Raw genomic sequence first — 15756 nt, 5'->3', positions numbered from 1 at the left:
CGATGACAGTCACATCGGTTGTGCATTCCAACGCCTTCAATTTCATGAGTTTCATCAGTAACAGTGTCGATCCGCGTACGGGGCAATATACGGTTACACTCAAGTTACCCACTGTGCCAGCCAACCATTTACAGGGGCCTGAACTGCCTGTGCAGCTGGCCTTCAACCCTTTGAATACCGAAGACAGTGGTTATGGCAAAGGCTGGAACATGAGCCTCAGCCAATACATGCCCCTGACCCGCACCTTGTATTTGTATACGGGCGAGCAGTTCGTCGTTTCCAGCATCACTAGCCAGCCGGCGGTCATCGATGAACAGAAACTCGTAAGTTTCAAGTTTTACCGTGACGACGACAATAATTATCGGGTGGTGCACAAGTCTGGCCAGGTGGAACACCTGCGTGTCCGCTCAAGTAATGGCAAACCGGTGGCGCTGCCCCATCGTGTCTATGCACAGAGTGGGCATTGGATCGAGTTGGACTACACCGATCCACCGGACACTACTCACAAGTGCCTGAAGTCCATAAAGGACATGGCCGGTAAATCCTTGCTGGAGGTGGAATACGTTAACCGCGACCGTTACAACTTCCATGTGGCCACCCGAGCGAAGACCGGCCCGTCACGGGCGACCTACTCGGTGCAACTGGCCGGGAGGGACGTCAGGAAAGTGGTACTGCCAACCCAGGACCAAGGCAGTTGGCGGTTTGACTACCTCAAGGACCCGAGCACGCAAAACATGACCTGTCTGCAGCGCGTGGCCGCGCCGACCGGCAGCGTCGAGACCATTACCTATGATAATGCCGGCCATCGGTTGCCAGCGGGTGCGCCTGTCGAACGGCTGCCGCGGGTGAAGCGCCACGTGCTTGACCCTCAGGGCGGGCAGAAGTTGATCGAAACGGAGTATACCTACAGCGCCGAGAACTTCATGGGCGGGAACAGCTCAGCCTCTTGGAGGGAGGGGGAGGACAACCTCTATCAAGTTGGCGCGTCGTACGTGTATTCCAGCACCGAGCAGTTGGTTGTACAAGATGAGGTCGTGCGCCAGATCGTCCGCACGTATGACCGCCATCATCTGATGACCCGGCAGGTAACCGAACAACTGGGTGACGTGCTCGATTACGACAAGGCCGATGCACCCGAACAGCAATGGTACGTGACGCAGACCACTACGGCCTACCACGGCGACGCCAACGTAGAGTTCGCCCTGCAACCGCCTTACTTCCAGCTACCCAAGCAGGTTACCGAGCAATGGCGAATGCGCCACGATTCGACGCGCCAACGAAGCGAGGTGCGCGAATACGGCTATGACGATGCCGGCAACCAGACGCTGGAGGTTCAGGCCAATGGTGTGCGAACGGTCAGCGAGTACTACCAGCCTGGAGACAACGAGGAGGATTGCCCGCCAGACCCGCACGGCTTCGTACGGCACTTGAAAAACCGCACGGTCTATCCATCGCCCGGGTTCGAGGCTCAACCACCGGCGCCCATTTTGCGCACGAACTACCGCTATGGCCGTCACGGTTCGGTTTTACCGTCACGCCAGCGAACACTGCGGCGAAAGGTGGGGGAATATTGGTTGCAGCCCAAGCAGGAGAAGCTGATCGAGCTGCCAGCCAATGCGTGGCTGTCGATGCAAACGACCGTGCGTGACACCACGTTCGAGTACATCGCGAACCCCTCTGATTCGCTGCTTCACGGCCGAGTGCAGGCTCAGGCAGTCGTCATGCATGGCAAGCCAGAGGCCATGACTTTGACTGAATTCGAATATGACACCCTCGACAACAGTACCGTGCTGGAAACGCTGCAGACAGTGATCGGCTTCGATGACGGTGAGCCGGTCGAGGGCGAAGCGGAGCCGCGCAACTCGACCAAGCAGATTACGCTGCGCCAGTGCGTGCTGATCAACCAGCCGCTGCTCAATCTCGACGACAACGAGGTGGAAATCGCATACGAATACGACGAGTTGAGTCGAGTCACCAAGGAAACCGTTGCGCCCAGAGAACCTGAGTACACAGCGTCGCGAAGCTACAGCTATACCCTGGTGGCGACCGACGGGCAGCTGGCGCGACAAACCGAAGTCGACGTCAAAGGTGTGGCCACGCGGGCCGAGCTCGATGGGATGAGTCGGGTGGTCAAGACCGAACGGCATGACGCTGACGCCCAGGATGAAAAGCGCAAGGTCGAATTCCGTACCAACTACACCGCCGACTACGATGTGTTCGGCAACCTGGTGAAGGAAGTGCAGTTTGACTGGATGGACGAAATCGATCCTGACAACCCAGGCGGACCGGTAACGCGCATCACCTTGGAATTGCCCAAAACCATCAAGTATGACGGTTGGAATCAACAGTACGCCGAGATCGGTGCCGACGGCGTGATGATCGTGGAGCGAACCGACCTGATTGGTTCATCGCCCAGTGCGCAGGCACTCGCCGTCGACAGCCCACGCAAAGCGCCCCGGCATGCCAATGGGCTGCGCCCAGGCCAGACGCTCGCGGACGGCCCGCAGGCATTGCGCACCAGCTGGAAGCAAACCCCCGATGGCAAGATCAAGGGGGGCAAGACGATGCAATGGCTCAACACCTTCGACCACCCGATCGAAGAACAACGGGTGGATACCACAGGCAAGCGAATCAGCCGCCATCGGTACTTCTACGATGGCCTGGGTCGCAACGTGCGGGAGATCGATGCCCGTGGTGCGACGGAGCGTTCGGTGTACGACGTGTTTGACCGCGTGGTCGATAAAATATTGGCCGATGGCAGCACGGTACATCGCGAGTACGCTCAGCACAGTGGTGAAGACTTGCCGACCAGTATTGCGGTAAATGGCAAGCTGTTGGGTGAGCAGCGTTTCGACGGCCTGGACCGCATGATCGAGTCCAAGACCGGCGGGCGAAAGCGAGTGATGCATTACCTGCCGGGCCACCGCCAGGCAAGCTGGGTGATCACCCCGCGCAATGCACGGATCGACTACGTTTACAAGCCGCAGTTGGGTGAGGAACCCACCCAGCGTCGCGTGAGTAACAGCGACCTCAACTTCATCTACAACCCCTTGAATGCACGCCTGGAAGAATGCAAGGAAAATGGCCAGACGGTGCTGCAGCGTGATTACTTCAGTACGGGCAAGATGAAAGTGGAAAAACGCACGGTGCGCGAGGACGGGGCGGAAGCCAAGACCTATACCATGCAGTACAACTACAGTCTACTCGGTCGGGAGCTGGCCTATGTGGACGTATTGGGTGGCGCGCAGATTTACACATATGACTCAACGGGGCGTTTGATCAGCACCGAGCTTGGCACCACTCAGGCGCAGTTCGAGTACGACGAACTGGGGCGCACGAAAAGTTATGTGACCACCGACGGTGCACAGCGCCTGGGCACCTTCTTGACCTACGATGACTTCGACCGCGAAATCGAGCGCCGTTTCGAGTTGCAGGATGAAGTCCAGGTGCTCGAACAAGAGTATGACGCTGCCGATGCGCTGATTGAACGCCATTTGAAAACCGGGGACGGCGCCACCCTGCGCAGGGAAAACTACTGGTATGACGTGCGTGCACGCCTGGAGTATTACGAATGTGAAGGTGAGCTGTCGCCGGTTGATCACTACGGCAAGGTCATTGCTGCACAAGAGTTTACCTTCGATGAGTTGGACAATATCAAGTTTCTGGAAACGTGGTCGCCCGATGGCGCAGGGGGAGAAGACAAGAGTTCGGTAGAGTACTTGTTCGGCAACCCCCTGGACCCGGCACAGTTGACCGGCATCACCCGCGCCGGTACCACCGTCGAACTGCATTACGACGGTGACGGTAACCTGACCAATGACGAGCAGGGGCGCACACTGACTTACAACGCCCTGGGGCAATTGGAGCGTGTCGATCTGCCGGATGGTGAGTACGCGCTGTACGGTTACGATCCCCTTGACCGCCTGGCCAGTCAGGGCGCGAGTGCGGTGGCGGCGCCCACGGAGAAAGAGCAGGCAACATCATCTGAATAAGCGGTTCCTCACCTGCACGGTGGCTGAGAGGCATCTTGGTCACTGTGCAGGTTTTTTCTTTTTTATAGGGCGGTAGTGCGTATAACGCGCACTGTCAAACTGATAAAAATGCCAGTTGTAGTTGTAACTTGCGGCGCGTTCAATAGTGTTCATCGGCAGGTTTGTGGTGGCTGGTTTCGGCCCCTGACTAAGGAGATGATCGCAATGAAAAGTTCGAGGGAAGCATTTGCGGAAGCCCAGCGAGTTCGCCGGGAGGCCCGTAAGGTTCGCAAGGCGCCAGTGATCAAGGTCGGGCCTGGTGTGGATAAGCCTGATGATGTGCTGGCGGATCCAAGTGACTTCACAGTGAAGGCATCGGTGTTGAAAGACCCGGCCAAAGAGCTTGCGATCTCGATCCCCAAATGGGGCCTGCCATCCCCAGATGCTGGCGAGGATGCCCTGACCGTCTATCACCGTATAGGAGAGTTCGAGCAGGATATCTTCTCGGGAGCCTTTAACCAGGACCAAGCGGGTGATTTTCCACTTCGCGTGGTACTGGAGAAAGACGCGGATGAATACGGCGCAGATGGGCAGCACAACTTCATTTTCGTGGTCACTCCATTCAACACGGGCATCCCACAACCTTCCGATCCGTTGACGTTGATTTTCGACCGCATGCCTCCGAACCTGGACAACCCACCTGACGCGGTGCCTCCTATTGTTGAAGTAGTTGATGGCAACGTAAGTTCGGTCAGTGCCATTCTTCCGGATTACCCAGACCGTGCCCCCAAAGATGTTGTCTACTATTACTGGCTCGACCGTGTGCCCGAGAATATTGACAACATCCCCCCGGTTGACAATGTCGAAGTCACCGCCGCAAATCAGAGCCTTCCCATCCCTGATACGCTGATCAAGGCGGGCGGCGACGGTGAGTGGTTCGTGGTGTACGTGCTTGTGGACAAGGCCGGTAACATCAGTCGAGTGTCCAAGCCGATGTCGGTTGTCGTGGCATTGGGGGCAATGCCGGCGAACCTCAAGTTACCTGAGGTGCCATTGGCTGCCGATGATCTGATTGATCGGCTGGATGCCAAGCAGGGTGTTCAGGTGCATGTGCTGGAATACGATAACTGGAAGTCTACCGACGAGATCAGCGTGAGCTGGGGGGCGACGCCACTCGAAATGCGACCTATTGGAGAAGGGCAGAATTTCCCTGTGGTCTTTAGCATCGACCCAACGGTGCTGAGGGGTGAGTATGACGAGGACGTCCTGGGTACCCAGGTTGTCAATGTGAGCTATGAGGTCTTGCGGGGTGGGAAATCGCGCGGCTCCAAGGCAATAGACGTCAATGTCAACTTTGAAACCTTCGGGCCGGTGGACCCTGGTACCGATCCAGACCCGGATTGGCCAGACCCGATCAACTCGCGGCTCCCCCTGTGCAGTGTGTACGGCGCAAAATCGAACCAGGCAAACGAGTTGCTCCCCGTGGATGACCGCCTGAACGCGACGTTGAAAGTCGACTTGTATGAGGGGCTGGAAGAGCATGACCTCATGGAGTTCTACTGGGGCAATACCCACATCACGCAAGCTGACTACCAGGTGAAGGCTACCGATAGCGCGGGTGACAACATCACGGCGGAAATTCTGTGGAGTTACATCCAGAGAACCGGTAATACCACCGTGCCCGTGCACTACGAGATTACCCGAGCTGGCGTTCCGAACAAGCCTGCCTCCAAGAACCAAAGCGTAACGGTGAGCGCAGTTGTGGTGCATCCGGACGCGCCTGGGTTCGAAGGTGTGAGTGACACGGGGTGGCTGGCCTGCGAGGCGCTTGTAGACCCTGCTGATCCGAGTTTGCCAGCGGCGGTAAGGGTCAAGGTCGGGGACCTTAGCCAATATGGCCTGAAAGAGAATCATCTGGTGACAATGCATTGGAAACTGCTGCATGCCCAGTCCGGGGATGTGGAAGTTCTGTCCTGGGAGCAAGAGATCAAGCTCGGAACTGAATACCCACCAAGCGGCTTCATCTGGCGGGTTGAACCGTACGAAGATTACATCCTGCCTCTGTATGAGTTTGATGATGATGACCACACCGGACGGGCGTTTAGCTGGTACGAGTTCGAAGACCCTTCCCTGCGCGAACAAGGTTTGGATGCGCTGATCGTATCTGAGGTCATTGAGCAAAAAATTGCCATGCATGGTGTTTGGGGCCCATGCCCAGTAGCGTTCAACCGCCCCCAAAATAATAGCTGACGCCTCATTGCAATGATGAATTCAGACTTTTCCGACATAACTAGTCGGCTGGTTTGAGTAGATTTGCCGTCTTTTCTTGCGGCCTGCCCAGCTGGGTCGCGAGTTTTCCAGCAGAAGAGGTGTTACCCAATGTCCCCAAGCAGTTATCGTCCTGTTGCCCACACGACGCAGGCATTGGCCTGGGCCGTGTTCGCGCCCCTGGCGCTTGCACTGAGCCCGCTGGCGATGGCCACGACGCCGGTCTCGGGGGAGCGGGTGATTGGCCCCTCGACGCCAGTCGATGACTACCTGTTGAGCGATGGCGCGTCATTGACCGCCACGGGCGCCACGATCGACTATGTGGTAGCGCGATCGAGCTCGACCTTTAGCATGACGGGCGGCTCGATCAACGCGACCGGTGCCCACGACGGCGTCAGGCTGATGGCTGGCAGCAGCGCGACAGTGCAGGGGGGCGCTTCCATCAAGTCGGACCTGTACGGCATCCGCCTGTTGCAGGACGGCACTGTCGGGGCTTCGGCCCTGGTCACCGATAGCCATGTACAAGGGGCCAGTGGCGGGGCCTATGTATCCTCGAACTCGGCCCTGACCGCGCTGCGCAGTACCTTTGTGGGGGACGGTAGCCGAGCGGTGGTGGACCTGTTCGGTAATGGCGAACTTACCGCGCAGGACAGCGTGTTCACCGGCGGTGGCGCGGGCATCCGCTTGTTTGGCGATGCCGCTGGCGGCACGGCGCAGGTGACCCTGGTGAATAGCCGAGTGGAAGGTTTGACGGGCCCGGCGATCGTCGTGGGCAGCGATACGTTACCGGCGGCGACGGCGGATATCGTGGTTGGCCCGGGCTCGACCCTGGTGGGTGGTGACAATGTACTGTTGCAAGTGGCGGGCGGCTCGACGGCCAACATGCGCGTCGATGCCACCCAACTGCTTGGGGATGTAGTCGCCGAAGCGGGTTCCACTGCCAACTTGACCCTGGAGAACCAGGCCAGCCTTACCGGCCGCCTGGAAAATGTTGCAGGCCTTACGCTCAACAGCCAGGCACGTTGGAACATGGTGGAAGACAGCCAGGTGGGGAGCATGGCGATGAACGGTGGCTCGGTGCGCTTTGGTGAGCCAGGGCAGTACCAGCGCCTTACCCTGGGCACGCTGAGTGGCAACGGTACTTTCATCATGGATGCCGATTTTGCCAATGGCCAGACCGACTTTCTGGAGGTGGGCAGCGCAACCGGCAGCCACACGTTGCAAGTGGGCAGTAGCGGCAACGAGCCGAGCGAGCAGAACTCGCTGCACCTGGTACATGCAGGTGCAGGGGATGCGAGCTTTTCGTTGCTCAATGGCTCGGTTGACCTGGGCGCCTTCTCCTACGAACTCGCGCAGCGCGGTAATGACTGGTTCCTCGATGGTTCGCGCAAAGTCATCAGCCCGGGGACGGCGGCGAGCCTTGCCTTGTTCAACACCGCACCTACCGTGTGGTACGGCGAATTGAGCACGTTGCGCACGCGCATGGGCGAGTTGCGAATGGATGAGCGCAAGTCGGGTGGCTGGATACGCACCTATGGCAACAAGTACAACGCCACGCCGGCTTCGGGGGCGGCCTACTCGCAGGTGCAGCAGGGCATATCGTTGGGCGCCGACGCCCCCCTACCCTTGGGGGACGGGCAATGGATGGCCGGTGTACTGGCGGGTTACAGCAGCTCTGACCTGGATGTGGCGCGGGGGGCTTCTGCAGAGGTTAAAAGCTATTACGTGGGTCTGTACACAACGTGGCTGGATGCCGCCAGCGGCTACTACTTCGATGGCGTGGTCAAGTTCAACCGGTTCGATAACAGCACCGAGGTCAACCTGAGCGATGGCCAGCGCAGTGATGGTGATTTCAACAACCACGGGCTCGGCGCCTCGTTGGAGTTCGGTCGTAATATCCCGCTGAGCGATGGCTACTTCGTCGAACCGTATACGCAGTGGTCGGTGGTGAGCATCGAGGGCGCGAGCTATAGCCTGGACAATGGTCTGCGGGTCAAGGGCGGTGACACCCGTTCACTGCTGGGCAAGGCGGGAGCGACCGTGGGGCGCAACTTCGACCTGGGTAACGGGCACGTCGCCCAGCCCTATGTGCGCCTGGCTTATGCCCATGAGTTTGCCACTAACAATGATGCCAAGGTCAATGATCATCAATTCGACAGCGACCTGGCAGGCTCCCGGGGGGAGTTGGGCGTTGGCCTCGCCGTATCGTTGGCTGAGCGCTGGCAGCTGCATGCCGACTTTGACTACAGCAACGGTGAGCGGATCGAGCAGCCTTGGGGCGCTAACGTCGGTTTGCACTACAGCTGGTGACACTGAACAAGGGAAAGCGTTGCTTTCCCTTTTTTTTGGATTGCGGGAGTGCTTGCATCATGCTCAATGCTCAGGGGTGGTTCACAAAGCTTCGTACCTGGCTGAAGGTTATGGTCAGGTCGTCAGACGGTAGGCGGGGGCTGTCGATTGACAAGACGCCGCGTGTCCCCCAGATGCTGGAAAACGTGCCCGGCGGGCAGATGAACTTGTTGCCTGTCAGTGCGCTGAAGGATCCACTGCGGGTCGAAGTGCCGATGTGGCCAAACAGCAACCCTGACCTGGGTCCGGAAACGCTCACGCTGTTCTGGAACACTGATGTCGTCGAGCAAAGAACATTCACCGTTCCAGTCACGGACGCTGACCTCATCATGCATGTTCCTGCCAATCGGCTCGGGGAGGGCGAGCCTGTTCTGAAATACCAGGTAAAAATCTTCAATGGTGTACCTGAAGACTCAGACCCACTTATGCTGACCATCGACCGCCAGGCCCCAATCCTGGCGAGCGACAATAAGGTGCAGCCGCCTCCCGAGGTGGTTACCGGCGGTGTGACCGTGGTGTACCTGGAACAGAACGGCGATGAGTTGTTGGTGACGTTGCCCGCCTACGATACCCCCCAGGTAGGTGACCGCATCAGCTATTACTGGGACCGGCAGCTGGGTAGTGACGAACTGGTTGATGTGCTCAGCCTCACCCAGGCTGATGTGGCGGCGGGGACGCTACCGAAGTTGAAATACGGCGGTGAAATGATTCGTGAGCGTGGAGATGGTCCGCGATTCCTGCACTATCGAGTCGATGATCGTGCTGGCAATCAGAGCGCCGCATCCACTGCCCTGCAACTGACGGTGGCGGCCACGCCTGCTCCACGCACGCTCTCCTGGCCTGAACTGTCGGGGGTGGAGAGTGATGAAGAAACGATTGTGCTGGAAACCGGTTCGTTAGAGGAAGATCTGGAGGCATTGATCCCCGAGGATGCAGGCGTCGGTAGCCTGGAGCCTGTGCAGATGCAGTGGGGCGAACCAGGCCAGGTCGGGGCTGTGACCATTCAGGGTGAGCCTGGTACCCGAAGCTTTATGGTCCCGCTGAAGCATGTGCCCGCCCACAGTGGCAAGACCATCCCGCTGTATTACTTGGCCAGCGGCGATATGTCGATCAAGCGCCAGGTCAGGCTGACTGTATTCAGGCCCTCTGCGCCGGGGCCTCAGATAAAAGAAGCGGGCACTCAATATCTAAGCCTGAAGGATGTAGGGGAGGGTGTTCATGTTACCCAAGTCGCTTGGGGGCTCATCAGTACCGACCAGCGTGTCACGATCAGGGCATACGCTTACGACGCGCAGTCCCAGTTGCAGGAGCATATAGTGCTCGATCAGCATGCCGTCACCGAGCCGGAAATGCTGGACGGGTTTGGACAAGGGGGAACGCTGATCCTGCCGCGGTCCTTTTTTGATACGCTGAATGAGGGCATTACATTCTTCGTGCGGACAACGGTGAGCCTGGACGGCGGTCAGACATGGCCCGGAAGTGCCTATTACGAAACGTCGCTCACATTGGTCCCTTGATCCACCTAGTGATGAACATCGCTTGTCTGTTTTTCGGATGTCGCGCCGTAGTCGTTGATGATCGAGAAGGTTACCTTGGTATCGGGTGCAAGCTGTTTGCCTGGTAACGGATACATTTGTTGAGAGAAAGGCGCCACCATCGCTCTCGCTTGCAGGTTGTGCGCACCGACTTGCACCTGGTTGAAGGTGAAATGATAAGGCGAGGGGTTGTCGACAATCAGGTTGGCCTTGCCGTTGAGTGTCTGCACCGACCATTTCAGCGCTTTGAGGTGTTCTTCGGGTCGGCTTTTCAGGTGGCTAGGGCGATAGAACAGCTTGATGCGGGTGCGCAGGGCGATGTTAAGGAGGTTCGCGTTGGTTTCTAACTGCTGGGGAATCTCCTGCACATTGAAGTAGAACAATGACTCCCGGTCTTCCGGCAAGTCGTTAGGCAACCGATTGATCTGGACCATCTGCTGTTTGCCCGGGTCGAGGCGGAACAGTGCGGGTGAAGCGATCAAGGGGACGGGGGTGACAGTGTCGTCTTCTTCAGTGTTGACCCAAGCCTGTGCGGCGAAGGTGGAGTTACTGGGATTGGCGACGATTACCGATGAGTTGCGCGAATCGGTACCGTGTACGATACGTGTGGAATCGATTGTCAACGCTGCTTGTGCTGGAGATACCGTGGTCGCCAGGCAGCTTGCAAATGCGACAACCCGTAAAGTGAAGAATCGCTGAATGATGGACATCGAGAGGGTGAACCTTCGTTCAAGGTTTTTTGTATCTGGAGGCCCCAGGTGCCGAGTTCCAGCACGTGGGGCAATGATCAGTTGATCGCGACCACGAAGGTGACGGTCGACGCTATATCACCTTGTTCCACCGCTGGCGCTATTTGCTGCAGGCGGGCCGAGAAAACCATCTCGGTCGGATCAGTTTGGCTCAGTGGGTAGTCCATGGACGGGGTGTCTGGTGCGAGCTGCGCACCGGTTCGGTCAGAAATTTTCAGGCCCAAGCCCTTGGTGTAACCGATGCCATCTTGCAGGCCGTAGAGGTCGCCGCTGGTGCCGGCTTGGCCGTAAGCTGGGGTGAAGGTGACGTTCGCGACTGCACCTGTGCCGATGGTACAGCTACCGCCAGGGGTGAGCCGTAGCGCAAAACCGATCCGTGGGGTTTCTTGGCCGGCACCGACAAAGTCCTGTGTCTTGTAGTTGCCCAAATTCAACACTGGCATGGGGACGCCGGTGCCTGGTGTCACGACATCAATAGGGCAAGTGCCGCCAGGGCTGACAGTTCCGGTGAAACTCATCGTGCCGTTGTTGGCCATTGCTGCGCTGCTGGTCAACGTGATGGCGAGTATGGAGAGTATTTTTTTCATGCGTCTTCCTAAGTGAAGCCAAGCGTGAAGCTTGAACAGGTATGTTCCATTCGTGCCCGTATTTTGGGGGGGATGGCACCTGATGCAGGGTAGAGAAGGCGCAAGGTAAGGTCTGTAGGAGAAGGTTTTCGTTTTGGCGAGATTTAAGAACAGTGTGCGTGTCACAAATACACAGCCCGGGGCGCTGCCCAGAAAGCTGGGCAGCCGTAACCCGGTTTAGTGGCTGCGGCCCTGGTTCGAGGCGTTCAGCAGTTGCTTTTCCTGATTCCAGTCGAAGGGTTCATCGCTCTGCTCCGCTTCGTAGCGACGCTCCTCCAGTCTCTGGTAAAGGTCCAGTTCTTCGTCTGGCATGAAATGCAAGCAGTCACCGGCAAAGAACCACAGCAAATCGCGGGGCACCAGGTGAGCGATTTGTGGGTAGCGCTGGATGACTTGGCAGATCAGGTCCTGGCCCAGGTATTGGCTTTCGAGCGGGGCTTGCGGCAGCAGGGTCAGCAGTTCGTCGAAGCGTTCGAGGAACAGGGCGTGGCTTTCCTCCGGCACCTGCTCGGCTTCACCCAGGGCCACCAATATGGTGCGCAGGTGGTTCAGCAGTTGCAGGTGATATTCCAGGTGGGGGTTAGCCATTGGGGCGGTCCTCGGGGTGGTTGAAACGGGGCGCGGAGTATACGCCGGTTGGGGAAGGGGCCGCAAAACGGCCCCTGTCTCAGCGTACCTTGCCTTGCTCCGGCAGCAGCTGTGCCTTGTCGAAGGCGTCCACGTCGATCACCGCACGGCGCGCTTGCTCGGCTGCATGCAGGCGTTGCGCCTGATCAGGCTGAAGTACACCACTGTCGACTGCCGCATCGATCACCGACTGCCCGGGCGCCGGTCGTACCTTGCCTTCCTTGATTGCCTGATGCAGCGCGTTGTGCAGCGGCGTCGACGCCTCCAGCAGGTCGCAGGCCCGTTGCAGGGCTGCCACCGGGTCGCCGTCGGCTTGCGGCCTGAAGCAACCGGCAAGCAGCTCTTCCAGCGCAGGGTCGCCTTTGCTGCGTCCGATCAGCGCTGCCACCTCGGCGTCCAGTTCATCGCTCGGCCCGGTATGACGGCGGCCGAAGGGGAACACCAGCACCCGTAGCGCGCAGCCGACGAAACGGTTGGGGAAGTTGTCGAGCAACCGGTCCAGGGCGTGCTCCGCCTGGCCCAGGCTTTCTTCCATGGCCCAGCGCAGCAGGGGCTGCATGTGCTCGGGCGAACCGAGATCGTGGTAGCGCTTGAGTGCGGCACTGGACAGGTACAGGTAGCTGAGTACATCGCCCAGCCGCGCACTCAGGCGCTCCCGGCGCTTGAGCGCCCCGCCCAGCAGCATCATCGACAGGTCCGCCAGCAGGGCAAAGGCGGCGGCCTGGCGGTTGAGGGCCCGGAAGTAGCCTTGGCTCAGCGTGTCTCCCGGTACTTTCTCGAAAACCCCCAGCCCCAGGTTGAACACCACAGTGCTGGCCGCATTGCCGGCGGCGAACAGGATGTGTTTCATCAGCAGGTCATCGAATTCCTGAAGTGCGTGATCGTGGTCTTCACGCCCGGCCAACGCCATCTCCTTGAGCACGAACGGGTGGCAGCGAATGGCGCCCTGGCCGAAGATCATCAGGTTGCGCGAAAGGATGTTGGCGCCTTCGACCGTGATGAAGATCGGCGCTCCTTGCCAGTTGCGGCCCAGGTAGTTGTTCGGGCCCATGATGATGCCCTTGCCACCGTGCACGTCCATGGCGTGCTGGATGCATTCGCGGCCTCGTTCGGTCAGGTGGTACTTGAGGATCGCCGACAGCACCGAGGGTTTCTCGCCCAGGTCTACGGCCTTGGCGGTCAGCAGGCGGGCACTGTCCATCAGCCAGGCGTTGCCGCCAATGCGTGCCAGCGATGCCTGGATACCTTCGAAGGCAGCCAGTGGCACGTTGAATTGCTCGCGGATATTGGCGTACTGGCCGGTCACCAGGCTGGTGTACTTGGCAGCCCCTGTACCCACGGCAGGCAGTGAGATGGAGCGACCTACCGACAGGCAGTTCATCAGCATCATCCAGCCTTTGCCAAGCATCGCTTGGCCGCCAATGAGGAAGTCCAGCGGGACGAACACGTCCTTGCCGCTGTTGGGGCCATTCATGAACGCGGCGCCCAGTGGCAGGTGGCGTTTACCGATTTCCACCCCGGGGGTATCGGTGGGGATCAGTGCCAGGCTGATGCCCAGTTCTTCCTCATCGCCCAGCAGGTGGTCCGGGTCGTAGGCCTTGAATGCCAGGCCCAGCAGGGTGGCGACCGGGCCGAGGGTGATGTAGCGCTTTTCCCAGTTCAGGCGCAGGCCGATCACTTCTTCGCCTTGCCACTGGCCTTTGCAGATGATGCCGGTGTCGGGCATGGCGCCAGCGTCGGAGCCGGCCAGTGGGCCGGTGAGGGCGAAGCAGGGGATTTCCTCGCCTCGGGCCAGGCGGGGCAGGTAGTGGTTGCGTTGTTCGTCGGTGCCGTAGTGCAGCAGCAGTTCGGCAGGGCCGAGGGAGTTGGGCACCATCACCGTGGAGGCCAGATCACCGCTGCGGGTGGCCAGTTTCATCGCCACCTGGGAGTGGGCGTAGGCGGAGAAGCCCTTGCCGCCGTATTCCTTGGGGATGATCAGGGCGAAAAAGCCATGCTGCTTGATATGTGCCCAGGCTTCGGGCGGCAGGTCCAGGTCCTGGCCGATCTGCCAGTCGCTGACCATGGCGCACAGTGCTTCGGTCGGGCCATCGATGAAGGCCTGTTCTTCTTCGGTCAGTTTCGGTGCCGGGTAGGCCAGCAAGGTGCGCCAGTCGGGGCGGCCACTGAACAGTTCGCCGTCCCACCACACGGTGCCGGCGTCGATGGCTTCGCGCTCAGTCTGGGACATGGGTGGCAGGGTGCGCTGGAACCAGCGAAATACCGGGGCGGTAAACACCTTGCGCCGCCACTGCGGGAGCGCAACCAGGGCGATCTTCAGGGCCAGCACCACCCAGATCAGGGCCAGCAGCCAGCCGGGGGCACTGCTGAAAATGCCCATCAACAGCACATAGGCCGCCAGGATGCCGAGAATCTGCAAGGGCGCCAGGCGCCGGTGCGTGAGGTACGCCGCGCCGATCACCAGCACCACCAACCACAACAGCAACATAATCGGTCCTCCTTGGAACCAAGGGCTTGAGCCGTCCCAGACAGCTTAGACGCAATGCTGTGAACGGCATGTTCAGAACAGTGACAGGGTGTGGCGGTGGGAGTTTCAGTTCATGTGTTCGCCTGTACCGTTCCATTCCCTCCTACAACGGTATGTGGCGAGCCCCCCGATCGATGTAGGTGCGGGCTTGCCCGCGAATGCGATGGTGCTGCGACGGTGAATGATCTGGGATATTGGCCGGCAGGTCCGGCCCTTTCGCGGGTAAACCCGCTCCTACGACGGTACGTGGCAACATCACCGAGCGATGCAGGGGCTTGCCCGCGAAGAGGCCCGTACAGGCGGCGAAGGTCTGGAGTAGACTGTGCCACCTCCGCATTCAAAAGGATGTTGCCATGCTGAAGATCTGGGGCCGCAAGAATTCGAGCAATGTGCGCAAGGCGCTGTGGATCGCCCACGAGCTGGGCCTGGACTTCGAATCCATCGACGCCGGCGGCGCCTTCGGCGTGGTCAACGAGCCGCACTACCGTGCCCGCAACCCCAACGGCCTGGTGCCGATGCTCGAAGACGGCGACCTGACTTTGTGGGAATCCAACACCATCGTTCGCTACCTGTGCGCGGAATATGGCACGGAGCAGGGCTGGTATCTGGCAGACCCTCGCCAGCGCGCCCTGGCCGACAAGTGGATGGACTGGACCACATCGTCCTTCGCTACCCCATTCCGGCCCCTGTTCTGGGGGCTGCTGCGCACGCCGGAAGACCAGCGCGACTGGGTGGCGATCAACGCCGCGCACAAGCAGTGCGCGCAATTACTGGCCATTGCCGACGAAACCCTGGCCAATCAGCCGTACCTGTCCGGTGACCAGATCGGCATGGGCGACATCCCACTGGGTAGCTTCATCTATGCCTGGTTCGAACTGCCCATCGAGCGCCCGGACATGTACCACCTTCAAGCCTGGTATGAGCGCCTGAAGCAACGCCCGGCCTACCAGGCCGCCGTGATGACCGCGCTCACTTGAACCCGCTTCGATAGTCATTATCAATAGATGTGACTGTACTTGTGCAGCCTGGCCTTGCACCATGGCTGCACTCACTGCGCCAGTGACTTTACCTGGCGTGTCCTGCACCTTTTTCTTCGGTAAGTGA

The 15756-nt window shown here is 59.4% G+C and carries 9 protein-coding genes; 5 read left to right on the top strand and 4 right to left on the bottom strand.

The window, feature by feature from the left end; translation table 11 throughout:
• Positions 1-2 precede the first annotated feature (2 nt).
• The 4 genes from LMH93_RS19815 to LMH93_RS19800 all read left to right on the top strand — a co-directional run bounded on the left by LMH93_RS19815 (position 3) and on the right by LMH93_RS19800 (position 10105).
• Complete coding sequence (locus LMH93_RS19815; RefSeq protein WP_064614049.1) at positions 3-3992, top strand: RHS repeat domain-containing protein; 3990 nt, start codon at positions 3-5, stop codon at positions 3990-3992.
• Positions 3993-4196: 204 nt separating this feature from the next.
• A complete protein-coding gene (locus LMH93_RS19810; protein ID WP_054889447.1) occupies positions 4197-6221 on the top strand; it encodes a hypothetical protein in 2025 nt (674 codons plus the stop codon).
• A gap of 129 nt (positions 6222-6350) precedes the next feature.
• On the top strand, positions 6351-8549 hold the full coding sequence (locus LMH93_RS19805) for an autotransporter outer membrane beta-barrel domain-containing protein (RefSeq protein ID WP_230064484.1): 2199 nt from the start codon (positions 6351-6353) through the stop codon (positions 8547-8549).
• Positions 8550-8608: 59 nt separating this feature from the next.
• Positions 8609-10105 (top strand): hypothetical protein, encoded by a 1497-nt coding sequence (locus tag LMH93_RS19800; protein WP_230064483.1) that lies wholly within the window; start codon positions 8609-8611, stop codon positions 10103-10105.
• 5 nt (positions 10106-10110) lie between these two features.
• On the opposite strand, the gene LMH93_RS19795 is transcribed toward LMH93_RS19800, so the two are convergent.
• The 4 genes from LMH93_RS19795 to LMH93_RS19780 form a co-directional block, all read right to left on the bottom strand.
• A complete protein-coding gene (locus LMH93_RS19795) occupies positions 10111-10833 on the bottom strand; it encodes a fimbrial biogenesis chaperone (protein ID WP_230064482.1) in 723 nt (240 codons plus the stop codon).
• A 77-nt stretch (positions 10834-10910) separates the two neighbouring features.
• Positions 10911-11459 (bottom strand): fimbrial protein, encoded by a 549-nt coding sequence (locus tag LMH93_RS19790; RefSeq protein ID WP_230064481.1) that lies wholly within the window; start codon positions 11457-11459, stop codon positions 10911-10913.
• 216 nt (positions 11460-11675) lie between these two features.
• Positions 11676-12086 carry a PA2817 family protein gene (locus LMH93_RS19785; RefSeq protein WP_003247124.1) on the bottom strand — a complete coding sequence of 137 codons (411 nt, stop codon included), beginning with the start codon at positions 12084-12086 and terminating at the stop codon, positions 11676-11678.
• Between the two features lie 79 nt (positions 12087-12165).
• Positions 12166-14613, bottom strand: coding sequence for an acyl-CoA dehydrogenase (locus LMH93_RS19780; protein WP_230064480.1), 2448 nt, complete (start codon positions 14611-14613; stop codon positions 12166-12168).
• A 392-nt stretch (positions 14614-15005) separates the two neighbouring features.
• On the opposite strand from LMH93_RS19780, the gene LMH93_RS19775 reads away from it, so the two are divergent.
• Complete coding sequence (locus LMH93_RS19775) at positions 15006-15629, top strand: glutathione S-transferase (RefSeq protein WP_020192795.1); 624 nt, start codon at positions 15006-15008, stop codon at positions 15627-15629.
• Positions 15630-15756 lie beyond the last annotated feature (127 nt).

Source organism: Pseudomonas sp. CIP-10 (assembly GCF_020911845.1).
GTDB classification, from domain to species: domain Bacteria; phylum Pseudomonadota; class Gammaproteobacteria; order Pseudomonadales; family Pseudomonadaceae; genus Aquipseudomonas; species Aquipseudomonas alloputida.
The sequence above is the reverse complement of the archived record's forward strand: the minus strand, read 5'-3'. Positions and strand labels throughout refer to the sequence as shown.

What these genes read in the sequence shown, in the direction of transcription:
- LMH93_RS19815 (WP_064614049.1), top strand. Translation starts at nt 3, where the DNA reads ATGACAGTCACATCGGTTGTGCATTCCAACGCCTTCAATTTCATGAGT.
- LMH93_RS19810 (WP_054889447.1), top strand. Translation starts at nt 4,197, where the DNA reads ATGAAAAGTTCGAGGGAAGCATTTGCGGAAGCCCAGCGAGTTCGCCGG.
- LMH93_RS19805 (WP_230064484.1), top strand. Translation starts at nt 6,351, where the DNA reads ATGTCCCCAAGCAGTTATCGTCCTGTTGCCCACACGACGCAGGCATTG.
- LMH93_RS19800 (WP_230064483.1), top strand. Translation starts at nt 8,609, where the DNA reads ATGCTCAATGCTCAGGGGTGGTTCACAAAGCTTCGTACCTGGCTGAAG.
- LMH93_RS19795 (WP_230064482.1), bottom strand. Translation starts at nt 10,833, where the DNA reads ATGTCCATCATTCAGCGATTCTTCACTTTACGGGTTGTCGCATTTGCA.
- LMH93_RS19790 (WP_230064481.1), bottom strand. Translation starts at nt 11,459, where the DNA reads ATGAAAAAAATACTCTCCATACTCGCCATCACGTTGACCAGCAGCGCA.
- LMH93_RS19785 (WP_003247124.1), bottom strand. Translation starts at nt 12,086, where the DNA reads ATGGCTAACCCCCACCTGGAATATCACCTGCAACTGCTGAACCACCTG.
- LMH93_RS19780 (WP_230064480.1), bottom strand. Translation starts at nt 14,613, where the DNA reads ATGTTGCTGTTGTGGTTGGTGGTGCTGGTGATCGGCGCGGCGTACCTC.
- LMH93_RS19775 (WP_020192795.1), top strand. Translation starts at nt 15,006, where the DNA reads ATGCTGAAGATCTGGGGCCGCAAGAATTCGAGCAATGTGCGCAAGGCG.